This is a genomic window from uncultured Sphingomonas sp., assembly GCF_913777625.1.
GTDB lineage: Bacteria > Pseudomonadota > Alphaproteobacteria > Sphingomonadales > Sphingomonadaceae > Sphingomonas.
Window position 1 is genome coordinate 26,167 of record NZ_CAJYTI010000033.1, and the last position, 23,352, is coordinate 49,518.

The following is a 23,352-nucleotide window of genomic DNA, read 5'->3' on the forward strand; positions in this document are numbered from 1 at the left end:
GAGACTTCCATGCGTATTGCCCTGGCCGGCGCCGGCGCGTTCGGCGAAAAGCATCTCGACGGCCTCAAGCTGATCGACGGGGTCGAGATCACCTCCATCATCAGCCGCACCGCCGACCAGGCCGCCGCCGTCGCCGAGAAATACGGCGCCAAGCACCATTCGACCGAGCTCGAGGATGCGCTGGCCCGCGACGATGTCGACGCGGTGATCCTCTGCACGCCCACCCAGATGCATGCCGAACAGGCGATCGCCTGCATGAACGCGGGCAAGCACGTTCAGGTCGAGATCCCGCTGGCGGATAGCTGGGCGGATTCGCAGGCGGTGCTGGCCAAGCAGCAGGAAACCGGGCTGGTCTGCATGGTCGGCCATACCCGCCGGTTCAACCCGAGCCACCAATGGGTCCACAACCGCATCACCGCGGGCGAACTCGCTGTCCAGCAGATGGACGTGCAGACCTATTTCTTCCGCCGCAAGAACATTAACGCCAAGGGCCAGCCGCGCAGCTGGACCGACCATCTGCTGTGGCACCACGCCGCGCACACGGTGGACCTGTTCGCCTATCAGGCCGGTAAGATCGTGCAGGCGCATGCGGTGCAGGGGCCGATCCATCCCGAGCTCGGCATCGCCATGGACATGTCGATCCAGCTGAAGAGCGAAAGCGGCGCGATCTGCACCCTGTCGCTCAGCTTCAACAATGACGGGCCGCTGGGGACGTTCTTCCGCTATATCTGCGACAACGGGACCTATATCGCCCGCTACGACGATCTGGTGGACGCCAAGGAAACGCCGATCGACGTGAGCAAGGTCGACGTGTCGATGAACGGCATCGAGCTGCAGGACCGCGAGTTCATCGCGGCGATCCGCGAGGGGCGCGATCCGAACAGCTCGGTGGCCGCGGTGTTCGACTGCTACCGCGTGCTCGGCGAGCTGGAGACCCAGCTGGCGGAGTGAGCGGCCAAGCCATCGCCCCTGCTACAACCGTCACCCCAGCGAACGCTGGGGTCTCCATCGGCGGTGCTGCACCGGTGCAGCGCTTCTCAGGGAGATCCCGGCTTGCGCGGGGAGGGCGGCTAGGCGGCGGGGGGCGAGGGCGCGTTCGATCCCGCCCGAAACCCCCGCGGCGACATCCCGACATGCCGCGCGAAGAAGCGCGAGAAATAGGCCGGATCCTCGAAGCCTACGGCGTCGGCGATCTCGCCGACGGACAGCTGGGAATAGAGCAGCAGTCGCCGTGCCTCGAGCAGCGCGCGGGCGTCGAGCATCGCGGCCGGGCTGCTTCCCGCGATCCGCGAGCAGGCGAGCCGCAGTGCGGTGTTGCTCACCCCCAGCGCCCGGGCATGCACCCCCACCGGCTCGCGGAGGCGAAAGCGGTCCTCGATCCGCGCTCGCAGCCGGGCGACGATCTCCGCCTCGCGCCGGCTGCCGGTGCCCGCGGGCGCGGCCGTGCGGGCCTGGCGAAGGCTGCGCACCAGAATGGCCAGCAGCGCCGCCTCCACCGCCGCGCGCTGCCCCGGGGCGGCCCAGTTCAGCTCGCGCTGCACGTCCGCGAGCAGGGTGGCGACCCCGTCGCCGCCCTGCCGGTCCAGCGCCAGCGCCCGGGGCGTGCGGAACAGGGTTTCCAGCGCGGCGTCGCGGGCGGCGAGCTGCGCGAAATAGCTGTCGGCGATGGTGCAGACCCAGCCGCGCGATTCGCGGTGCCAGGTAAAGCCATGAGCGATGCCCGCCGGCACCAGCAGCAGCGCCGGCGCGTCGAACGCCACCGTCTCGCCCTCGGCCGTCATCGATCCGCCGCCCTCGGCGATCAGGATCACATGGTGCAGATCGCGGTGCAGGTGCGGGCGGATCGTCCATTCGCTGGGGCGCGAGCGGTCGTCGAGGCTCTCCACGTGCACAAAGCCTTCGGCGACGCTGCGCTGCGGCTCGCCGTACAAGTAAAAGGCGGGGATGGGGCTGCGCTCGCGCATGGGCAAGGTCTCGCACGATCGGGCGAATCGTCCAAGTAAAAAGTTGACCCATCCCTCACCGGCGCCCCGCCGTTGCCGCAGCATGCTGCGCAACAAGAGGTTGGAGAGGCGGATATGCGTACCCAGGTTGCGATCATCGGTGCCGGCCCGGCGGGGCTGTTGCTCGGCCATCTGCTGCGGGCCGAAGGGATCGACGTGGTGGTGGTGGAGCGGGCGACGCCGGACTATGTGCTCGGCCGCATCCGCGCCGGCGTGCTGGAGCGCACCGCTACGATGCTGATGGAGCGGGTGGGGCTGGCCGAGCGCATGCACCGGGAGGGCCTGCCGCATGACGGCTTCGCGCTCGCCGATGGCGACCGGCTGATCCGCATCCCCGTCACCGAGCTTACCGGCCATCACGTGCTGGTCTATGGCCAGACCGAACTGACCCGCGACCTAATGGATGCCGCCCCCGCGCGCGGCCTGCAGGTGATCTACGCCGCCGCCGACGTCGCGCTGCACGATGTCGACACGGACGCGCCCTTTGTCACCTATACCAAGGACGGCCGCGAGGCGCGGATCGACGCAGCGTTCATCTGCGGCTGCGATGGCTTCCATGGCCCCGCGCGCAAGACGATCCCGGCGGGCGTCGGCGCGGCGTACGAGAAGGTCTATCCGTTCGGCTGGCTCGGCATCCTCGCCGATGTGCCGCCCTGCCACCACGAGCTGATCTACGCCAACCATGATCGCGGCTTCGCGCTCGCGTCGATGCGCTCGGAGACGCGCAGCCGCTATTACATCCAGGTGCCGCTGGACGAGAAAATCGAGGACTGGCCCGACGATCGGCTGTGGGACGAGCTGGCGGTGCGCCTTGGGCCCGAGGCGGCCGCCAACCTCACGCGAGGTCCCTCGATCGAGAAGTCGATCGCGCCCTTGCGCTCCTTCGTGTTCGAGCCGATGCGCCACGGGCGGCTGCTGCTCGCCGGCGACAGCGCGCATATCGTGCCGCCCACCGGCGCCAAGGGGCTGAACCTCGCCGCCTCGGACGTGCACTATCTCTCCGAGGCGCTGGTCCGGTACTTCAAGGTGGGCGATCAGGACGCGATCGGCGGATATTCGCAAAAGGCGCTCGCGCGGGTCTGGAAATCCGAGCGCTTCTCGTGGCAACTGACCAAGCTGATGCATCGTTTTCCCGAAAGCGATGCGTTTGATCGCCGGATGCAGCTGGCCGACCTGGACTATATCGCCACGTCGCGCGCAGCCCAGACGACGATCGCCGAAAACTATGTAGGATTGCCGCTCTGACCATGCCGACACTTCCCACCCGCAAGATTGGCCCCTTCACCGTCTCGGCGATCGGGCTCGGCTGCATGAACCTCAGCCACGCCTATCTGCCGCGCCCCGACGCGGCCGAGGCCGAGCGGCTGCTGCTCCATGCGCTGGATGCGGGGGTGACGTTTCTCGATACCGCCGCGCTCTACGGCTTCGGCGCGAACGAGGAACTGCTCGGCCGCAGCGTCATGCACCGTCGCGCCGAGTTCACCTTGGCGAGCAAGTGCGTGCTGGGCGGATCGGACGGCAAGCGCGGGATCGACGGCAGCCCCGAGGCGATCACCCGCACGCTGGAGGATTCGCTGCGCCGGCTGAACGTCGAGCATATCGACCTCTATTACATGCACCGCCTCGATCCGAAGGTGCCGGTAGAGGAATCGGTCGGCGCGCTCGCCCGTGCGGTGGAAGCCGGCAAGATCGGCGCGATCGGCCTTTCCGAGATGTCGGCGGCGACGCTGCGCCGGGCGCATGCGGTGCACCTGATCGCCGCGATGCAGACCGAATATTCGCCCTGGACCCGCAATCCGGAGATCGCGGTGCTTGATGCCTGCGCCGAACTGGGCGTCGGCTTCGTCGCCTTCTCGCCGGTCGCGCGCGGACTGCTGGCCGGCGGCGTGGGGGCCGAAGGCGTGCCGCAGGGCGACCTGCGCGGCGCGATGCCCCGTTTTCAAGGCGACAATCTCGCCCGCAACCTGGCGATGGCTGCGCGCTTCCGTGCTCTCGCCGAGGCGGCGGGCTGCACCATGGCGCAGCTCTGCATGGCCTGGGTGCTGTCGCGCCGCGACTTCATCGTGCCGATCCCCGGTACGACGCGGATCGACCATCTCGACGACCTGCTCGGCACTTTCGCGCATCCAGTTTCGGCGGAGACGCTGTCGGCGGTCGACGCGCTGTTCCCGCCCAATGCTGCTGCCGGTCCGCGCTATGCCGCCGAGGCGCAGTCCCAGGTGGATACTGAAGTCTGGGCCGACGAACCGCTCGCCTGAGCGTCAGTCGGCGAGCATCCGGAACGCGCGGCGATTGGCGATCGCCACCGCCGCGTGCCCGCGCATCAGTTGCTCGGCCCTGGCGGAGTCGCCCGCGCGGATCGCCTCGAACACCGCACGGTGTTCGCGGTGCGCGCGGAGCAGGTGATGATACTCGCCCTCCAGATCGTCCCAGTCGAGCGCCAGCGCGGCAGCCGAGGCAAAGGGCAGGTGGTTGTTGCGGCCCAGCGCCAGCGCGATCGAGGGGTTGCCGCTGGCCGTGATCAGCGCGTCGTGAAAGGCGAGGTTGTAGCGATAGAACAGGTCTAGATCGCCGTCCGCCAGATGCCCCTTGGCGAACAGCGCGTCGCCTTCGGCGAGGATCGCGTCCAGCCGGGCCGTCTCGGCCGCGGTCAGCCGGCGCTCGCTCACCCGCCGCGCTGCCAGTCCTTCCAACACGCCGCGCACCTCGATCGCGCCGGTGATCGCATCCGCGTCGACCGCGCGGGGGGTGTAGCCACGCGCGCCGAGCTTCACCACCAGCCCCTCATGCTCCAGCGCCCGCAGCGCGGTGCGCACGGGCATGCGCGAGACGCCGAGCGCCTCGGCGGTCGGGATTTCGGCGATCCGGTCGCCGGCTTTGATCGTGCCGTCGGCAATCATGCGGCGGAGCGCGACCAGCACTTGCTGGCCCGGCTTGGCAGGCTTTTCCATCGCGTCGGCTTAAAGCACCCCGGACGCGATGGGCCAAGGGGCTGGTTTCAGGCGGCTTCCGCCGCGGGCGGGCGTTCGGCGGCAATCGCCCGGTCGATCGTCAGCCGCGAGCGCACGCCCCCGGCATCGATGTTGAGCTTCATCAGCCGTCGTTCGGGGTAGCGCAGCAGGTTCGCCTGCTGGCGCTCCAGCATCTCCAGATCCTCGCCGAAGATGGTGCCCTGGCCGGCGCGGATCGTGTCGGTGAGCGCCGCATCCGCCACCGCAAAGCGCCGCGCCATGCCCCAGAAATAATGATGCGAGGTTTCGGTTTCCGGCGTGATGAAGTCGACCACGATGCTCGAGGCCTTCCAGCGATCCTCGGCATGATAGCCGCCCTTGCCGGCCAGCGCGACCCCCACTTCGATCAGCACATGGCTGGGCAGGGTGAAGCGGCAGATCTGCCAGCGGTCGACCGGCTGGTCGTCGGGCAGCCCGGCACCGCGCAGCGCCATCTTCCAGAAGGGCGGCGCCTCGATCCCGTCCATGAAGCGACGGGTGACGACCTGTCCGTCCTCGACCAATGTCTCGACCGGCGCCTCGTCGATCTCCTTCTGGCCGATGCTGGTGCTGTGGACATAGGTCTCGTGGGTAAGGTCCATCAGATTGTCGACCATCAGCCGGTAGTCGCAGGCGATGTGATAATAGCCGCCGCCATAGGCCCATTCGGGGCTCTCGGCCCATTCCAGGTAGTGGAGCTTGGCGGGGTCGGCGGCCTCGGCGTCGCCCGGCCAGACCCAGAGGAAGCCGTAGCGCTCGATAACCGCGAAGCGGCGGACTCCGGCGAATTTCTCGACCCGCTGGCCCGGCATCGAGGTTGCCCGGCCGGCGCACCCCATGGTAAGCCCATGATAGCCGCAGACGAGTTCGCCGTCGCGGACGAAGCCGAGCGACAGCGGTGCGCCGCGATGCGGGCAGAAATCCTCCAGCGCGACGACCTCGCCGCCAGCCTTGCGGTAGAATACCATGGCCTCGCCGCAGATAGTGCGGCCGAGCGGCTTGTCCTGTACCTCGGCGGCGGTCGCCGCGACATACCATGCGTTGCGGGGCCAGGGGCGCTCGCCTCCGAGCGCAGAATCACCGTGCCGTTCCATTCGCCTCGTCCTCGGATTCTTATTATTGGATCCAATAGAGGTCGGAATCGTGCTTGCGTCAAGCGGCTATGGCGAAAATTCGACAGAGTGTTCCGGGACTGGGCTATGCGCGCGCCTCGGTCGCGCCGGCGTGGCGCCGCAGCCCCTCGCGCAGCCACATCAACCCGGAGTCGCTGGCGCGTGTCCGGCTGAACTGGATCATCTCGCGCATCCGGGGCAGCGGGAAGGGCGGGGGCGCCATGGCGAGCGGGAGCTTGTCCATGAACAGCCGGGCGAGCCGGGCATGGACCAGTGCGATCCGGTGGGTGCCGGGCAGCAGCCAGGGCACCAGCGTGAAGGAGGTGACGGTCACCTCGATCCGCCGCGTGTCGCCGCGGGCGCGGACGAACTGCTCGACAAAGGCCGGGGTGTTGGAAAGCTCGACCACCACATGGCCCGCGGTCTGATATTCTTCCTCGGTGATCGGCTTCGCGAACAGCGGGTTCTCGGACCAGCCGAGCACGACATGCTCCTCCTCGAACAGCAGCTCGGTCGGGTGGCCGTGCGCCTGGAACTGCTCAGGCGAGATGATGCAGTCGACCTCACCGCGCTCCATCTGTTCGGTGACGCCGCTATGCGGCGCGATCACGGAACAGCGGATTCCGGGCGCCTGCACCGCCATCTCGGCGAGCAGTGGCTGGACGGCGATCGAGGTGACATAGTCCGAGGCGGCGATCCGGAAGCGGCGCCTCGAGGTCTGCGGATCGAACAGCGTCGAACTGGAGATCAGCGCCTGCGCGTTCGCCACGATTTCGGCCACGCGGGGCGCCAGTTCCTGCGCGTGCGGGCTCGGCACCATCTGCTTGCCGTTGGCGACCAGCAGCGGATCGTTGAACGATTCGCGCAGCCGGCGCAGCGCCGCGCTCATCGCCGGCTGGGTGAGGCGAAGCCGCTCGGCCGCCCGGGTGACGCTGCGTTCCTCCATCAGGGTGTGGAAGGCGACGAGCAGGTTCAGGTCGAAACGATCAAGCCGCATGCATCAATCCCATGATTGGATAAGCATAAAATATTAGAATTTTGATTAATGTCAAAAGCGACCCATTCTCGTGCGCAGCGGACGATCGAAGATCTGCATTTCAGGAGAATGGATGTGAACCGGGCATGGAGGCGGACCAGTTCGATACTGGCCCTCACGATCGCAGGCATCGCGACGCAGGCGCATGCGCAGAGCGAGGGGCAGGCAGGCGGCGACGCGCAGCAGCAGCAAGCGGGCAGCGCGGCGGACCAGCAGGGGCTGCAGGAAATCATCGTCACCGCACAGCGCAAGGCCGAGAATCTGCAGCGTGCGGGTATTCCGGTCGCGGTCGTCACCGGCGATCAGCTGGTAAGCCGCGGCCTCACCAGCTCGAACGAGCTGGGCAACTCGGTGCCGTCGCTCAGCGCGCAGCCGCAGGGCGGCGCTAACACCGTCTTCTTCCTGCGCGGCGTCGGCAACTTCACCGTCAACGGCTATAGCGACCCGGCAGTCGCCTTCAATTACGACGGCGTCTATCTCGGCCGGGCGACCTCCACCTCGGGCATCTTCTACGATCTCGAGCGGGTGGAGGTGCTCAAGGGACCGCAGGGCACGCTCTACGGCCGCAACGCTACCGCGGGCGCGATCAACGTGCTGCCGACCCGCCCCAAGATCGGCGAGAACAGCGGCTTCGTCACCGCCAGCTACGGCAATTACGACGCGATCAACGTCCAGGGTGCGGTCAACATCGCGATGGGCGAGCATGGCGCGCTGCGCATCGCCGGGAACGTCTTGAGCCGCGACGGCTACCAGAAGGACGGTACCAGCGACGAGAAGACCCAGGCGCTGCGTGTCCAGTTCCTGACCGAGCTGACGCCCGACCTCACCGTGCGCATCGGCGGCGACTTCTCGCACAGCGGCGGCAAGGGGCCTGGCTCGACCTATGCCGGCCGGATCGTGTTCAACGGCACGAGCAACCAATTCGTCCCGTCGGGCCTCGGAGCGGACACCGGGCTGTTCTCGGCCGATGCCCAGGCCTATCGCCAAACGCTGTTCAGCGGGCTTGCGGGTCGAACGCTGGTGCCGCTCGACGTGCCGCCCTATCTCGACAACAATTACTACGGCGCCAACGCCGAGATCAGTCTGCGCACCGGCGCCGGCACGCTGACCGTGATCCCGTCCTGGCGCTATTCCAAGCTCGACAACCGGTTCGCGGTGCCGGCCTTCTATGGCGATGTCGCCGAGACCGACGAGCAGAAGAGCCTGGAGGTCCGCTTCGCCGGCAATCGTGTCGGCATCTTCGACTATATGCTGGGCGCCTATTATTTCGACGAGTCCGTCGCGGCGACCTATCTCTATGCCCAGCAGGCGCTGAACGCGTATCAGCAGTTCACCTCGGGCACCAAATCCTATGCCGGGTTCGGACGGCTCACCGCCAATTTCGGCGATCGCCTGCGGCTGATCGGTGGTCTGCGCTACACCAAGGACGACAAGGACTTCAACGGCCGCGCCGACGTGTTCCTCGTCCGCTGCACCGTCGTCGTGCAGGGCCGGCCGAGCTGTCCCACCGCGCCGCTGCTGCCCTCGACCGGGCGCTATCAGGATCTGACGTCGCTGGGCTATCCCAGCGTGCCGGACAACCAGGCCCGCCCGATCGGCACGACCGGCGCGCTGCTGATCCATGCCGTCACGCCGGTGAACACGCCGCTGTCGAACGACCGCTTCACCTACCACCTCGGTGCCGAATTCGACGTCGGCCCGCATTCGCTGCTCTATGCCAATTACGAGACCGGCTATCGCTCGGGCGGCTTTGCGCTTTCCGCCGGCTACGAGACGTTCCAGCCCGAATATATCGACGCCTACACGATCGGCATGAAGAACCGGTTCTTCGACAACCGGCTGCAGCTGAACCTGGAGGCCTTCCTCTGGAAGTATCGCAACCAGCAGGTCAACCACACCGGCATCGATCGCAACGGCAACCAAGGCCAGTTCACCGAGAATGTCGGCAAGTCGACCAACAAGGGCGTCGAGGTCGAGGCCCAGTTCCTCGCCACGCGCAACACGCTGCTGAGCGTCAACGTCCAGTATCTCGACGCGAAGTACGACAATTTCGTCTATCGCGAGCCGATCGGCGCCACGCCGCCGATCAGCGGCTGCCCCTATCGCGCCAGCGCGACTGCCGGCATGTACGACATCGATTGCTCGGGCCGTACCGCCTACCAGTCGCCCAAATGGACGATGAACCTCGGCGCGCAACAAACCGTGCCGCTGGGCGACTACAAGGCGGTTCTGTCCGCCGACACCCAATATAGGTCCAGCCGGGTGGTGGGGTTCGAATATATGCCCAACCAGCTGGTCGGCGCGACCTGGGTGAGCAATGCCCAGATTGCCTTCGGCTCGGCCGACGATCGCTGGTCGATCGCCGCCTATGTCCGCAACATCGAGGACGAACGCTACCAGGCGAGCGCGCAGATCTACAGCGCCGGCTCGGCCGCGCTTGCGGTCTACTCGCCGCCGCGGACCTACGGCGTGCGCGTGAGCTCGAAGTTCTGAGGGCGGGCACGATGCACCCCTTGCGCGCCCTGCTTCTCGCCGCCCTGCTGCTTTCGGCAGCAGGCACCGCCAGAGCACAGACGCCGACTGCTGCGCCGGCCTGGATAACCCTCGGTACGATGGGCGGTCCCGTTCCCGAACCGGCGCGGTCGCAGCCCGCGAATGCGCTGGTCCTCGGCCGCGACGTCTACCTCGTCGATGTCGGCGACGGAGCGGTAGAGCAGCTCGCCAAGGTCGACCTCCAGGCGCTGCAGGTGAAGGCGGTCTTCCTCAGTCACCTGCATTTCGATCATACCGGCGGCCTCGCCGCGCTGATCGGCCTGCGCTACCAGACCAACGCGCCCGGCCCGCTCCACGTCTATGGCCCGCCGGGCACCAAGGCGCTGGTCGACGGGCTGGTCGCCTCGATGCAGCCGGCTGCGGCTGCGGGCTATGGCCTGCCCGGCGCGCCGGTGATCGATCCGGCGACGACGGTGGTCGTCACCGAGATGGTGGACGGCACGACGGAGACGCTTGGCGGTTTCACCGTGCGCGCCGCCAAGAACAGCCATTACAGCTTCCCGCCGGGATCGGCCGAGGACAGCCACTACCAGTCGCTGGCGCTGCGGTTCGACCTGCCGGGCAAATCGATCGTCTACACCGGCGACACCGGGCCGAGCCCGGCAGTCGACGCGCTCGGCCGCGGCGCGGACCTGCTGGTCAGCGAGATGATCGACGTGCCGGCCACGATGGCGGCGATCGCGCGGATCCAGCCGAACATGCCCGCGGCGCAGCGCGACGCAATGGCCGAGCATCTGACCCGCCATCACCTCACCCCGCAGCAGGTCGGCGAAATGGCCAAGGCGATGGGGGTGAAGCAGGTGGTGCTGACCCACCTCGTGATCGCCCGCGCGGACCAGGCGGCGATCGATCGGGCCATCGCCACCATCCACCAATCCTTCCCCGGGCCGGTCACGGCCGCCCAAGATCTGGAACGATTTTAAGCCATGCAGTCTCTCAAGATCCTCGTCATCGGCGGCGGTATCGGCGGGCTTACCGCCGCGATCGCGCTTCGGAAAAATGGCTTCGCCGTCGAAGTGATCGAGCGCGATCCGAACTGGTCGGTCTACGGCGTCGGCATCATCCAGCAGGCCAATGTGCTCCGCGCGATGAAGGCGCTGGACCTGCTCGACGACTATCTCGGCGCCGGCGTCGGGTTCGATGCGGTGGAGATCTTCCGGCCGGACGGGGTGAAGGTCGCCCGGGTACCCGCGCCGCGGCTGCTGGAGGGCTATCCCGCCAATGTCGGGATCGGTCGTCCGGCGCTCCACAAGGTGCTGGGCGACCGCACGATCGCGCTCGGCGCCGACGTGCGGCTCGGCATCACCGCCGAGACGATCGTCGATGATGGTGAGCAGGTCGCGGTTACTTTCTCCGACGGCAGCAGCGGGATCTACGATATCGTGATCGGCGCGGATGGCGTCTATTCGCAGACCCGCGCGACCCTGTTCCCCGACGCCGAGCGGCCGCAATTCACCGGCCAGGCGGTGTGGCGGTACAATTTCCCGCGCTTCGCCGACCTGGATGCGCTCCAGGTCTATAACGGCCCGACCGGCGTCGGCTTCGTGCCGATCAGCGACAGCCTGATGTACATGTATGTAACGACGCCGGAGCCGGACAATCCGCGCTACCCGCGCGACGGGCTTGCCGCGACCATGCGGAGCAAGCTCGCCGCCTGCGCCCCCGCGATCCGCGACCTCGCCGAGCAGATCACCGACGACGACGGCGTGGTCTATCGCCCGCTCGAAGGCATGCTGGTCGGAGGCCCCTGGCATCGCGGTCGCGTCGTGCTGCTCGGCGATGCGGTGCACGCGACCACCCCGCATCTCGGCCAGGGCGCCGGCATGGCGATCGAGGACAGCCTCGTCCTCGCCGAGGAACTGGCGCGCGCCGAGACGGTGGACGAGGCGTTCACCGCCTATCGCGCCCGCCGCTTCGATCGCTGCGCCTATATCGTCCGCCAGAGCCTCGCCATCTGCCACGGCCAGCTCGGCAAGGGCCCACCGGTCGATAACGCCAAGGCGACGGCCGAGATGTTCGCCGTCACCGCTGAACCCATCTGACCCTCCCCAGGAAGACCGATCATGACCCGCGTTACCGAGATCCGCTATGTCGGCTATGCCGTCACCGACTTCGACGCCGAGAAGGGCTATTACGAAGAAGTATGGGGCTTGGAGCCCGTGCCCAGCGACGATGGCCTCGCCTGGTTCAAGGCGCAGGGGCATGACGAGCACCATGTCGTCCGCCTTCGTCCCGCCGAGGAGAACCGGATCGACGTGATCGCGCTGGCCGCCGACAGCCGCGCCGACGTCGACGCGCTGCACGACCGGGTGACGACAGCCGGGTGCAAGGTCGTGCGCGCACCCGCGGCCCTCACCACGCCGGGCGGCGGCTATGGCTTCCGCTTCTTTTCGCCCGACGGCCTGCTGTTCGAAATCTCCAGCGACGTCGCCCGCGGCCAGCGCCGCGAGATCGCGCGCTGGGACGGCGTGCCGGTCAAGATCAGCCACATCGTGCTGCACTCGCCCGATCACCAGGCGGCGGTGCGATTCTTCACCGACGTGCTTGGCTTCAAGGTGAGCGACTGGCTCGGCGACTTCATGTGCTTCCTGCGCTGCAACTCGGCGCACCACCGCATCGCGCTGCTGCCCGGGCCCGCCTGCCTCAACCACGTCGCCTACGACATGGAAGGCATCGACGGCATGATGCGCGGCGCCCACCGGCTGAAGCTCAACGGCATCAACATCGGCTGGGGCCCGGGCCGCCACACCGCCGGCAACAACACCTTCAGCTATTTCGTGACGCCCAGCGGCTTCGTCACCGAATATACCTCGGAGCTGGAAGAGGTCGATTTCGAGGCGCATCAGCATCAGGTCTACACGCCCGCGCCGCTGATCATGGACCAGTGGGGCATCGGCACCGGCGGCCCGCAGACGCTGCCGCACCCGGCGCCGAACCCCGGTCTGTTCGTGGCGGTGGAGGCCTGATCCAATGGCATTGTTCGAATATTTCCCGAACTATATCTGGAACCTCTCCGTCGCGATCGCGATGGAGAGCGGCGGCCAGATCGGCGAGCTGGTCGACATGTGCCAGCCGATCAAGGACGCGGCCGCCGCCGGTGCGGATGCCGGGACGCCTCAGTTCATGGCGCAGTGGGTGGCGATGGCCGACAAGCTGATCGACCTCGCCGCCGAGGACGAGGCGCGGGGCCGCGCTTTTTCCGCTTCGACCAAGCTGGAGCGCGCGGCGCTCTACCTGTTCACCGGCGAGCGGATGCAGGGCCATGGCCATCCCGGCCGCAAGGAGACCTATGCCAAGGCGCGGGCGACCTTCGATCGCTCCACCGTGCTCGGCAAGATCAACCGCGAGCGGGTGGAAATCCCGCTGGAGACCGGCACGATGCCGGCGCTCTATACTCGCGCGCCGGGCGAGGGGCCGAAGCCCGTCGTGGTCTATTGCAACGGTCTCGATAGCTGCAAGGAGCTGCTTTATTGGTCGCGCCTGCCCGAGGCGCTCGCCCGCCGCGGCATCTCTACCCTCTGCGTCGACCAGCCCGGATCCGGCGAGGCATTGCGCCTCCAGAACCTGCCGGTCGACCCGCATTCGGAGCATTGGGCCTCGAAGGCGGTGGACTGGCTGGAGCAACAGCCGGACGTTGACCCCAAGCGCATCGGCATGACCGGCATCTCGCTCGGCGGCCATTTCGCGCCACGCGCCGTCGCCTATGAGCCCCGCTTCGCCTCGGGCGCCTGCTGGGGTGCGAACCATAACTGGGCCGAGGTGCAGCAGAAGCGCCTGAAGCGCGAGGGCGAGAACCCCGTGCCGCATTACTGGGCGCATGTGATGTGGGCGTTCGGCGCCACCGACATGGACGATTTCTTCGCCAAGGCGGCGGAGATGAACCTCAACGGCCATATGGACGGGGTGAAGGTGCCCTTCCTCGTCACCCACGGCGCCGAGGACCGACAGATCAGCGTCCAGTACGCGCACGACTGCTACGACCAGCTGATCAACAGCCCGAAGCGCGAGCTGAAGATCTTCACCGCACGCGAGGGCGGGGTCGAGCATGTCGGTGCCGACAACATGTCGTACGGCCGGGACTATATCGCCGACTGGTTCGCCGAGACGCTGGACGGGCACGTCGCATGAGCCGGGCAGCAGGAGCGCAGGTCGCGTCCAGCCGGCACGCGATCCTGCTGATCCTCACCGCGATCATGCCCACCATGGGCATTGTCGCGCTGGTGCCGGTGCTGCCGATGCTGCTGCGCGAATTTGCCGCCGTGCCGGGATCGGCGGTGCTGGTGCCGGTGGCGCTGACCATCCCGGCGCTGTGCATCGCGCTGTTCTCGCCGGTGGCGGGCGCACTGTCCGACCGGCTGGGGCGCAAGCCGGTGCTGCTCGTTGCGATGCTGGTCTACGGGCTGGTCGGCGCGCTGCCGCTGGTGCTGCACGACCTGATCGCGATCATCGCCGCTCGGGCGGTGCTCGGCCTTGCCGAGGCGGCGATCATGACGGTTTCCACGGCGATGCTCGGCGACTATTTCGAAGGGCCGCGCCGCGAGCGCTGGATCGCCACCCAGATGGCGTCGGTGAGCGTCAGCGCGATCGCCCTGGTGGCGATCGGCGGCGCGCTCGGCGAAGCGCTGGGATCGCGCGGTCCGTTCCTGCTCTATCTTGTCGCGCTGCCAATCGCGGCTGCGGTCGCGGCGATGCTGTTCGAGCCGGTCCAGCGCGCCCGCGGTACGGCCCCGAAGGTCCGGCTGCCGATGGGGACGATCCTGCCGGTGCTGCTGATCACGGTGGCGGTGGGCGTGCTGTTCTACACCATCATCGTCCAGGTCGGACCGATCATCGAGCGGAGCGGCGTTACCTCGCCCGCGCTGATCGGGCTGGCGGCGGCCGGCACCAACCTCGGCGTGGCGATCGGCAGCATCCTGTTCGGCCGCCTGAAAGCCCATGCCGGGCCGCGGCTGCTGGCCGCAGGGCTGGCGCTGGTCGGGCTGGGCTATGCCGGCGCGGCGCTGGCTCCGGGCTTCGCGGCGATCACCGGCTTTGCCGTCCTGGCGTGCGTCGGCAGCGGCCTGATGCTGCCCAACATGCTCGCCTGGGTGATGCGTCGCCTGCCGGCCCCGGCGCGCGGATCCGGTACCGGCGCCTGGACCGGCGCCTTCTTCCTCGGCCAGTTCGCTGCCCCTCTGATTGCCTCCCTACTGGCGCCTGCCACGGGCGGTCTGTCGCAAACCCTGCTGCTCTACACCGGGCTGGCGCTGGCGGGCGCGCTGGCCGCGCTGATAGCGAGCAGCCGGACCTCCGCACTCACCCCCGCTTGAAGGATCTGTTGATGGAAAAGTCCGTTCGCCGCGTCGTCACCGGCCATGATGCCCAGGGTCGCGCGATCATCCAGGAAGACGGCGCCGTGCCGCGCGTGCAGCGCGTCGGCGGCGACATCGGCCCGATGTTCCACGAGGTTTGGAATACCCAGGCGACGCCGGCGCCGATCGATGCCGCATCGGGCGAGCCGCACGAGGACGGCATCGTGCTCGCGCCCCCGAAGAACGGCACCCGCATCCGCGTGCTCGACATTCCGCCCGAAGGCGACGGCATCCGCAACATGACGCCGGAGGAGGCGCGTGCGCATTTCGCCGAGATCGGCGCCGGCGATGCCTCCGCGCATGGCGAGGGCTCGCGCCACGCGCTGATGCACCGCACCGAGACGATCGACTATGGTATCGTCCTCGAAGGCGAGCTCGTGCTGATCATGGACGAAGGCGAGACGACGGTGCGCGCCGGCGACATCGTCATCCAGCGCGGCACCAACCATGGCTGGGCGAATCGCTCGGACAAGAATTGCCGCATCGCCTTCATCCTGATCGACGGCGCGTTCGACGAGAGCCTGAAGCGCTGACCATGCGGCTGACGATCACCGGCGCAGACGGCTTTGTCGGCCGGGCGGTCGTCCGGCGGCTGCGCGAAACCGGCGCGGCCGCCGCGCTGCTGCTGGTCGACCGGACGTTCGCCGAGGCGGGTCCGGAGCGCCGGCTGGCGGGGGACCTCACCGATCCCGCCGTGCTTGCGGCCGCGACTCGCGATTGCGATGCGCTGCTGCATCTGGCTGCACTGCCCGGCGGCGCCGCCGAGCGCGATCCTGCCGCCTCGCGGGCGATCAACCTCGACGTGCCGCTGCGGCTGATCGAGGCGATGGCGGGCCGCCGGCTGGTGCTGGCCGGCTCGATCGCGGTGTTCGGCGCTGCCCCGGCCGGGCCGGTCGACGACCGCACCGTGCCGGTGCCGGACAGCGTCTATGGCACCCACAAGCGCATGGTCGAGCTCGCCTTTGCCGACGCGGTGCGCCGCGGCGCCATCGTAGGCGCGGTGCTGCGCCTGCCGGGCATCGTCGCACGGCCTGCGGGGGGAAGCGGCTTCGGCTCCGCCTTTCTGAGCGACGTGTTCCATGCGGCAGCCGCGGGGCGGCCCTATGTCGTCCCGGTCGGCTCCGATGCGACAAGCTGGCTCTGCTCCGTCCGCGCCTGCGCGGCGAACCTCGTCCATGCCCTGCTCGGCGAAGGCGCCGAGCAAGCCCCGGTGACGCTGCCGGCACTGCGGGTGCGGATGGGCGATCTCGTCGACGCACTCGAAGCCCGTCTGCCGGGAGCGGCGCTTTCCCACGCCGAGGACGTGGCGCTGCGCCGCACCTTTGGCAGCTATCCGCCGCTCGTTACCTCGCGCGCAGCGGCGCTGGGCTTCACCGCCGAACCCGACGTCGACGCGCTGATCGACGCGGTTCTGGCCGATCTCTCCCCGAACTCGACACAAGGATATCCCCGATGCGCCTAGCCACCCGCGACAATGGCACGCCAGACGGCGAACTCGTTCTCGTCTCCGCGGACGGGACGCGCTGCGTGCCTGCCGGACCCGACAGCCCGACGCTGCTCGCGGCGCTCGAGCGCTGGGACACCGCACGGCTGGCACTGCACGCTGCCGGGGCCTGCCTGGCGGCCGGGGCAGGCGAGCCGCTCGATCCCGCCACCCTTCGCGCCCCGCTGCCGCGGACATGGCAGTGGCTCGACGGTTCCGCCTTCCCGACGCATGGCGAGCTGATGCAGCAGGCGTTCAACCTGCCACCGATCGAGACCGACATGCCGCTGATGTACCAGGGCATGAGTCACCAGTTCCTCGCCCCGACCGAGGATGCCCCGTTTCCCTCTGCCGCCGACGGCATCGACTTCGAAGGCGAGTTCGGCGTGGTCACCGGCGCGGTGCCGATGGGCTGTTCGGCCGAGGAGGCGCTGGCGCATGTCCGGCTGATCGTGCTGATCAACGACTGGTCGCTGCGCACCATCGCGCCGATCGAGATGAAGACCGGCTTCGGCTGGGTCCAGGCCAAGCCCGCCTGCAGCGTCGCGCCGTTTGCAGTGACGCCCGACGAACTCGGCGATGCCTGGCGGGATGGGCGCGTCTGCCTGCCGCTCACGGTGACGGTAAACGGCGCGTGGTTCGGCAGCCCGAAAGGCAGCGCCATGGCCTATGGCTTTCACGAGCTGATCGCGCATGCCGCCCGTACCCGGAGCCTGCCGGCGGGAACGATCATCGGTTCGGGCACCGTTTCCAATGCCGATCATGCGGTGGTGGGGTCGACCTGCATCTCCGAGCGCCGCGCCATCGAGAAGATCGCGCATGGCGAATTCCGCACGAGCTTCCTGCAGGAAGGCGACCGGGTGGAGATGCAGGTGGGCGAGAACGCGGCGCTTTTCGGCCGGATCGACCAGCGGGTGCGGCTGACGGCCGGCTAGGCCGCCGGCCAATGGCGGCCGAACCAGTCGTCGATCAGCGCGGCGACTGCCTCCGGCCGCTCCACCGGCAGCATGTGCCCGGCCTCGGCCAGCACATGCAGTTCGCCCTGCGGCGCGAGGTCCCGCATCGCCTCGTGCTGCGCCGGGGGCGACCAGCGGTCCCGATCGGCGGCAAGCAGCAGCAGCGGTTTCTTGTAGCTGCGGAGCGGCGTCTCGGCATCGGGGCGGGCCAGGAGCGCGGCGATCTGGCCTTCATAGCTCTCGCGCGTGTTGGCGGCGACCATCGCGCGGAGCTCGGGCATCAGCGCGGCTACGCGATCGTCCGGTGCGCCCATCATCGGCGGCAGCCAGGCATCGGCCAGCGCTTCCATGCCACGGGTGCGCGCGCAGTCGATCAGCGTCTGGCGACCGGCCGCCTCGCCCGGCGCCGGGGGGTGGATGCCCGTATTGGCAAGCCCGAGCCCCACCACGCGGTCGCCCGCCTGGCGAACGACGTCCAGCGCAACGCGGCCACCCATCGAATGGCCGATCACCACCAGCGGTCCGGGAACGCGTTCCGCAACGTCTGCAGCCATGGCTTCGATCGTACGAAAACCGGGGAAAGCGAGGATCCGCGCATCGAGCCTGGGCGACAGCGCCGCGCGAACCGGCTCCCAGATGCGCGCGTCGCACAACAATCCGCACAGCAGCACCAGCGTCGGCCGCGTCATCCTGCTCTTACCCCTCCGTATCGTTCGATCCCGCCCGCCGGTGGTCTGGAGCGGATTTTGGATCCAATGCCAACTACGGGACTTTCGACGTCCGCTCCACCGGAATCGCGCTAGAGGCGCGGTTTCGTCGACAGAACGAGGGGAAGGCTTTCGGCGTCCTTGACGGTCTCCATCACGATCGAAGCGCAGACCACGTTCATCTCGATGCGCGAGACCAGCGCCTTGTAGACGGTGTCATAGTCCTCGACCGAGGGCAGGATGATCTTCAGCAGATAATCGATGCTGCCGGTCAGCCGATAGACCTCGACGATCTCGGGGATCTCGCACACCGCCGCCTTGAAGCGCTCGGTCCATTGCGCGCTGTGCACCGTGGCGCTGACGGTGACGAAGATCGTCGTCGTCAGGCCCAGCGCCTCCCGATCGAGCACCGCGACGTTGCGCTTGATCACGCCCTCGTCGCGCAGGTTCGAGATCCGCCGCGAGCAGGCCGAAGGCGACAGGTGGACGCGCTCGCCGACCGTGGCGAGCGGGGTGTCGCTGTCCCGCTGCAGGATGTCGAGGATGGCCCGGTCTCGTGGTGTCAGCATCGGCGCGCTCCGTCCGTCGATGATCCGCGACGCCCTCAGGCGGCGATTCCCCAGGCTTCCAGCAGGGCGGTTTCCGAGGGCTCGCGTCCGCGGAAGGCGACGAAATTCTCGATCGCCGGCCGCGACCCGCCCGGCGACAGCACCTCGTTGCGGAACCGCGCGCCGAGTGCGGGGCGATCGGCCAGCGGCGCTTCCTCGAAGGCGGCATAGGCGTCGCTGGAGAGCAGTTCCGCCCAGAGATAGGAATAATAGCCGGCCGCATAGCCGCCCGCGAAGATGTGGCTGAAGGCATGCGCGAAGCGATGCCATGCGGGTGGCCGGACCAGGGCGACTTCGTCGCGCACTGCCTCCAGGATCGCCTGCGGATCGGGCGCGTTCGGGCCACCGGCGGCGCGGTGCAGCCGCAGGTCGAACAGCGCGAATTCCACCTGGCGCAGCAGCAGCGGTGCCAGCTGGAAATGGCGCGCGCCGAGCATCCGCTCGATCAGCGCGTCGGGCAGCGGCGCGCCGGTTTCGACATGGGCGGACGCGGCCTTCAGCACCGCGGGTTCCCAGGCGAAATTCTCGAGGAACTGGCTGGGCAGCTCCACCGCGTCCCACTCCACCCCCGAAATGCCCGAGACGCTGGGCACCTCGACCGCGCTCAGCAGGTGGTGGAGCACATGGCCCATCTCGTGAAACAGCGTCACCATCTCGTCATGGTTGACGGTCGCGACCGCGCCGGGGGCCGGGGGCGCGAAGTTGGTGACGAGATAGGCGATAGGCCAGATCGCGCCGCCCTGCTGATAGGCGCGGCAGGTATTCATCCAGGCGCCGCCGCGCTTGCCGTCGCGGGCGAACATGTCGGCGAACAGCGCGGCGATCGGGCGGTCCCCGTCCGTCGCGCCGCGGCGGTGCAGCTCGAAATGCCGGGCGTCGGGGTGCCAGAGCGCGGTGCCGGTTACTTCCCGCACCTCGACGTCGAACAGCTCGCCGACGACTCCGAACAGCGCCTCAAGCACCTTGGCGAGCGGCAGATGGGCGCGGATCTCGGCGCTGTCCAGCGCATGCCGCGCCTGGCGCAGCCGCTCGGTGACGAAGGCAATGTCCCACGGCTCGAGCGTCTCGATGCCGAGATGCTCGGCCGCATGGGCCCGCAGGTCGCCGAGGTCCGCCTCCGCCTTCTCCCGGGCGAGGCGCGCGAGGCGAAGCAGGAATGTCTCGACCGTGTCCGCGTCGGGCGCCATCTTGGTCGCCAGCGATTGCGCGACCGGATCTTCGAAGCCCAGTGCCAGCGCCTGGGCAGCACGCAGGCGGAGGATTTCCCGCATCGTCGCGCTATTGTCGAACTGGCCGGCGTTGGGCCCCTGATCGGAGGCGCGCGTGCCGAACGCGGCATAGACCTGCCGGCGCAGGTCGCGATCCTCGCCGTGCGACATCACCGCGAGAAACGAAGGCGCGTGCAGGGTGACGAGCCAGCCGGGCAGTTCCGCCTGCTCGGCCGCGGCGGCCATGCCGGCGCGCGCTGCCTCGGGAATGCCGCGCAACGTTTCCGCATCCGTCACGTGCAACTTCCAGGCCTCGGTCGCATCGAGCACCGCGTTGGAGAACGCGGTCGACAGGCGGCTGAGCTCCATCCAGCGCGCGGAGAACTGGCTTGCGGCTTCGCCTTCCAGCGCCACGCCGGAAAGCTCGAATTGCTGGAGGGCGAGGGCCAGCGCGCGGCGGCTGGCGGACGCAAGGCCTTCGGTCGGAATCTGCGCCATCGCCGCGTGCAGCACCTTGTCCTGGCCGATGGCGGCAAGATGCGCGTCGACGATCGCCTGTGCTTCTGCGTGCGCGGCCCGAAGGGCAGGCGAGTTGGATACGCTGAGCAGATGACCGACAAGACCCCAGCTCTGCTCCAGCGCCAGATCTGCCGCTTCCTTGTGCGCGAGCAGCGCCGGATCCCCCGGCATGGCGCGGCAGGCGGCCATCGCCTGGGCATGGTCCTCCACGGCAGTGCGAACGCCTTCCACCACATCTTCCGGCCGGATCGCGTCGAAGGCGGGAAGGGCCGCGCTGCTTCGGCCGAAGCGGACCAGCGGGTTGGGGTGGGACATACGAACTCTCCTGCGAACGGTTCCGCCAACGTGGCGAAACACGCCACCCGGTGCAATTCGAATTTGCACGGTGCCGAGATAGTGCATCAGGCGTGCAGGAAAATGGGCGTTTGCCGAAAACTTTGCACCCGGATCGGTCTATAAAGCTGCTATTCCTGCGCTTATCGGCAAAAAGGGTGGCGAGGCAGCGTGCACGGGCGGTTTTCGGAGGAGACGATGGTCGGGGGCTGCATCGGCGAGCGCTGGACGGACTGGGCGATCGGCCGGATCGAAGCCGACTATACCCGGTCTGCCGACACCCATCTGATCCCGCTGTCGCTGCCCGCGCTGCCGGGGGTTGCGATCTATCTCAAGGACGAGAGCAGCCACCCGACCGGCAGCCTCAAGCATCGGCTTGCGCGCTCGCTCTTCCTCCACGCACTGTGCAATGGCTGGATCACCGAGCAGACAACGGTGGTCGAGGCGTCGTCCGGCTCGACGGCGGTATCCGAGGCCTATTTCGCCCGCATGCTCGGGCTGCCCTTCATCGCCGTCGTGCCGCACAGCACCGCGGCGGAGAAGATTGCCGCGATCGAAGCGCTGGGCGGACTGTGCCACCGCGTCAGCGAACCCGCCGCCGTCTATGGCGAGGCGGAACGGCTCGCCGCCGAGCGTGGCGGGCATTATATGGACCAGTTCACCTTCGCCGAACGCGCGACGGACTGGCGCGGCAACAACAACATCGCCGAGAGCATCTTCGCGCAGATGGTTCGCGAACCGTCGCCGGTCCCGGACTGGATCGTGTGCGGTGCGGGGACCGGGGGCACGTCGGCCACGCTGGGCCGGTTCGTGCGGTACCATCGCCATCCTACCCGTATCTGCGTGGCCGATCCGGCAGCATCGGTGTTCCACCGCCATTGGCGGGATCGGACCATATGCGGCGCTGCCGGTGGCTGCAGCCTGATCGAGGGGATCGGCAGGCCGCGGGTGGAACCCTCGTTCGTGCCCACGGTCATCGACCGCATGGAAGTGGTCGACGATGCGGCCTCGATCGGGGCGGCGCGGGTGCTCTCGCAGCACCTGGGGCGGCGTGTCGGGGGCTCGACCGGCACCAACCTCGTTGCGTGCGCACGGCTCGCGACCGAGATGGCGACCGCCGGGGTCGACGGCTCGATCGTCACCCTGCTGTGCGATTCGGGCGACCGCTATGCCTCGACCTATTTCAACGATGCCTGGATCGAGGCGCGCGCGCTCGCGGTTGGCGCGGAGGAAGCACGGATGCGGGACTTCCTCTCGACCGGCGTCTATCGATAGGCCGGCAGGGCATCGAGGCTAGATCGTGATGACCGCCTTCAGAACGTCCTCCTGCGCCGCGATCAGCCCTGGCAGGGCCTCGGGCGCATCGGCCAGATCCACCCGGTGGGTCAGGAATCGGTCGATCGGGACGCTGCCGTCGCGGATTGCTGCGACCACCTGCGCGAAATCGGCCGACAGCGCGTTGCGGCTGGCGAGCAGCGTTGTCTCGCGCTTGTGGAATTCGGGATCGGGGAAGCGGAGTTCGTCGCGGTTGAGTCCCACCAGAACGTAGGTGCCGGCATGGGCGACGTGCGCAATGCCGGCATTCATCGCGTGAATGTTGCCGGTGGCGTCGAACACATAGTCGAACATCTCGTCGTCGGTGTGCGCGGCGAGCGCGGCCGTGGCGTCCGGCCCCGCCACAACGCCGTGGTCGAAGCCGAACGCCTGGGCTGCGGTGGCGAGCCGACCCGGGCTGCGATCAAGCAGCACTATCTCGGCCGCTCCCGCAATCCGCGCGAACAACGCGCAGCCGATCCCGATCGGGCCGGCGCCGGTGATCAGCACCCGCGCACCCGGCTCGATGCGTGCGCGGCGTACCGCGTGCGCGCCGATGGCGAGGAATTCCACCATGGCGGCATGGTCGAGCGACAGGCCCGGGGTGGGGATCACCGCGGCAGCGGGGACGGCGATATATTCGGCCATGCCCCCGTCTGCGTGGACGCCCAGCACGCTGATCCGGCTGCAGCAGTTCGGCCGTCCCCGGCGACAGGCGACGCAGGTGCCGCAGGGCAGATAGGGGTTGACCGTGACCACGTCGCCGATCGCCAGTCCGCTGTCGGCCGGTGCATCGGTAACCTCGCCCGACAGCTCATGGCCGATCAGGCGGGGATAGGTGAAGAAGGGCTGGCTGCCGTCGAAGATATGATAGTCGGTACCGCAGATGCCGACGCGGCGCATCCGGATCAGCACCTCGCCCTCGCGCAGCGCCGGCACCGGCCGCTCTTCGATACGGGCTTGATGGGGACCGACGCAGACCAGTGCCTTCATGCTATCTCTCTTTTCACCGGCGCCCAACACGCCGCTGTTTCGCGCAGGCGATAGTGCTTTTTCATATGCGAAAGCAAGCAGGATAGTCCGGGCCACCTTGGCGCCCGCGCGCTTTTGTGAGACCGGGTTTTCATGGGTGCGACGAATCATCGCAGGCAAAAGCGGAAGGACCGGACGCGGTCCTAT

21 protein-coding genes are annotated in these 23,352 nt (G+C 68.3%); 13 read left to right on the plus strand and 8 right to left on the minus strand.

Annotated elements, in window-relative coordinates; all coding sequences use genetic code 11:
* The first annotated feature begins 9 nt into the window (after positions 1-9).
* Positions 10-951 carry a Gfo/Idh/MocA family oxidoreductase gene (locus tag QZ814_RS15940; protein WP_294334212.1) on the plus strand — a complete coding sequence of 314 codons (942 nt, stop codon included), beginning with the start codon at positions 10-12 and terminating at the stop codon, positions 949-951.
* A gap of 119 nt (positions 952-1,070) precedes the next feature.
* On the opposite strand, the gene QZ814_RS15945 is transcribed toward QZ814_RS15940, so the two are convergent.
* The gene (locus QZ814_RS15945; protein ID WP_294334214.1) at positions 1,071-1,964 is read right to left on the minus strand and encodes a helix-turn-helix domain-containing protein; all 894 of its coding nucleotides are present in this window, start codon (positions 1,962-1,964) and stop codon (positions 1,071-1,073) included.
* 114 nt (positions 1,965-2,078) lie between these two features.
* Here QZ814_RS15945 and pobA point away from each other — a divergent pair, with 114 nt between their 5' ends.
* On the plus strand, positions 2,079-3,248 hold the full coding sequence (gene pobA / locus QZ814_RS15950) for a 4-hydroxybenzoate 3-monooxygenase (RefSeq protein ID WP_294334216.1): 1,170 nt from the start codon (positions 2,079-2,081) through the stop codon (positions 3,246-3,248).
* Positions 3,249-3,250: 2 nt separating this feature from the next.
* On the plus strand, positions 3,251-4,261 hold the full coding sequence (locus tag QZ814_RS15955) for an aldo/keto reductase (protein ID WP_294334218.1): 1,011 nt from the start codon (positions 3,251-3,253) through the stop codon (positions 4,259-4,261).
* Positions 4,262-4,264: 3 nt separating this feature from the next.
* Here QZ814_RS15955 and QZ814_RS15960 read toward each other — a convergent pair whose 3' ends face one another.
* The 3 genes from QZ814_RS15960 to QZ814_RS15970 all read right to left on the minus strand — a co-directional run bounded on the left by QZ814_RS15960 (position 4,265) and on the right by QZ814_RS15970 (position 7,102).
* Entirely contained in the window at positions 4,265-4,954 is a 690-nt protein-coding gene (locus QZ814_RS15960) for a GntR family transcriptional regulator (protein WP_294334220.1), read from the minus strand.
* Between the two features lie 47 nt (positions 4,955-5,001).
* Positions 5,002-6,087 (minus strand): aromatic ring-hydroxylating dioxygenase subunit alpha, encoded by a 1,086-nt coding sequence (locus QZ814_RS15965; protein ID WP_294334222.1) that lies wholly within the window; start codon positions 6,085-6,087, stop codon positions 5,002-5,004.
* Positions 6,088-6,190: 103 nt separating this feature from the next.
* Entirely contained in the window at positions 6,191-7,102 is a 912-nt protein-coding gene (locus tag QZ814_RS15970; RefSeq protein ID WP_294334224.1) for a LysR family transcriptional regulator, read from the minus strand.
* Between the two features lie 108 nt (positions 7,103-7,210).
* Here QZ814_RS15970 and QZ814_RS15975 point away from each other — a divergent pair, with 108 nt between their 5' ends.
* From QZ814_RS15975 to QZ814_RS16015, 9 genes are read left to right on the plus strand one after another with little or no spacing between them, the layout of a single operon-like run.
* A complete protein-coding gene (locus QZ814_RS15975; RefSeq protein ID WP_294334226.1) occupies positions 7,211-9,634 on the plus strand; it encodes a TonB-dependent receptor in 2,424 nt (807 codons plus the stop codon).
* A gap of 11 nt (positions 9,635-9,645) precedes the next feature.
* The gene (locus tag QZ814_RS15980) at positions 9,646-10,617 is read left to right on the plus strand and encodes an MBL fold metallo-hydrolase (protein WP_294334229.1); all 972 of its coding nucleotides are present in this window, start codon (positions 9,646-9,648) and stop codon (positions 10,615-10,617) included.
* Between the two features lie 3 nt (positions 10,618-10,620).
* On the plus strand, positions 10,621-11,736 hold the full coding sequence (locus QZ814_RS15985; RefSeq protein ID WP_294334232.1) for an FAD-dependent oxidoreductase: 1,116 nt from the start codon (positions 10,621-10,623) through the stop codon (positions 11,734-11,736).
* Positions 11,737-11,757: 21 nt separating this feature from the next.
* On the plus strand, positions 11,758-12,660 hold the full coding sequence (locus QZ814_RS15990; protein WP_294334235.1) for a VOC family protein: 903 nt from the start codon (positions 11,758-11,760) through the stop codon (positions 12,658-12,660).
* Between the two features lie 4 nt (positions 12,661-12,664).
* Positions 12,665-13,822 carry an alpha/beta fold hydrolase gene (locus QZ814_RS15995; protein WP_294334237.1) on the plus strand — a complete coding sequence of 386 codons (1,158 nt, stop codon included), beginning with the start codon at positions 12,665-12,667 and terminating at the stop codon, positions 13,820-13,822.
* The gene (locus QZ814_RS16000) at positions 13,819-15,003 is read left to right on the plus strand and encodes an MFS transporter (RefSeq protein WP_294334239.1); all 1,185 of its coding nucleotides are present in this window, start codon (positions 13,819-13,821) and stop codon (positions 15,001-15,003) included. The genes QZ814_RS15995 and QZ814_RS16000 overlap by 4 nt, the downstream gene beginning before the upstream one ends.
* A gap of 11 nt (positions 15,004-15,014) precedes the next feature.
* Positions 15,015-15,578 (plus strand): cupin domain-containing protein, encoded by a 564-nt coding sequence (locus QZ814_RS16005; RefSeq protein ID WP_294334241.1) that lies wholly within the window; start codon positions 15,015-15,017, stop codon positions 15,576-15,578.
* A gap of 2 nt (positions 15,579-15,580) precedes the next feature.
* The gene (locus QZ814_RS16010; RefSeq protein WP_294334244.1) at positions 15,581-16,507 is read left to right on the plus strand and encodes an NAD-dependent epimerase/dehydratase family protein; all 927 of its coding nucleotides are present in this window, start codon (positions 15,581-15,583) and stop codon (positions 16,505-16,507) included.
* A complete protein-coding gene (locus tag QZ814_RS16015) occupies positions 16,498-17,463 on the plus strand; it encodes a fumarylacetoacetate hydrolase family protein (RefSeq protein WP_294334246.1) in 966 nt (321 codons plus the stop codon). Before QZ814_RS16010 ends, QZ814_RS16015 begins: the two co-directional genes overlap by 10 nt.
* On the opposite strand, the gene QZ814_RS16020 is transcribed toward QZ814_RS16015, so the two are convergent.
* The 3 genes from QZ814_RS16020 to QZ814_RS16030 form a co-directional block, all read right to left on the minus strand.
* A complete protein-coding gene (locus QZ814_RS16020; protein ID WP_294334248.1) occupies positions 17,460-18,173 on the minus strand; it encodes an alpha/beta hydrolase in 714 nt (237 codons plus the stop codon). The genes QZ814_RS16015 and QZ814_RS16020 overlap by 4 nt on opposite strands.
* Before the next feature lie 110 nt (positions 18,174-18,283).
* Positions 18,284-18,760: an Lrp/AsnC family transcriptional regulator gene (locus QZ814_RS16025; RefSeq protein WP_294334249.1), complete on the minus strand. Its 477-nt coding sequence runs from the start codon at positions 18,758-18,760 to the stop codon at positions 18,284-18,286.
* Between the two features lie 35 nt (positions 18,761-18,795).
* Positions 18,796-20,841 carry a M3 family metallopeptidase gene (locus QZ814_RS16030; protein ID WP_294334250.1) on the minus strand — a complete coding sequence of 682 codons (2,046 nt, stop codon included), beginning with the start codon at positions 20,839-20,841 and terminating at the stop codon, positions 18,796-18,798.
* Between the two features lie 216 nt (positions 20,842-21,057).
* Between QZ814_RS16030 and QZ814_RS16035 the strand changes: the two genes are divergently transcribed.
* Complete coding sequence (locus tag QZ814_RS16035) at positions 21,058-22,134, plus strand: PLP-dependent cysteine synthase family protein (RefSeq protein WP_294334252.1); 1,077 nt, start codon at positions 21,058-21,060, stop codon at positions 22,132-22,134.
* An 18-nt stretch (positions 22,135-22,152) separates the two neighbouring features.
* Here the strand turns inward: QZ814_RS16035 and QZ814_RS16040 are convergent, their stop codons facing one another.
* On the minus strand, positions 22,153-23,166 hold the full coding sequence (locus QZ814_RS16040; protein ID WP_294334254.1) for a zinc-binding alcohol dehydrogenase family protein: 1,014 nt from the start codon (positions 23,164-23,166) through the stop codon (positions 22,153-22,155).
* Between the last annotated feature and the right edge of the window lie 186 nt (positions 23,167-23,352).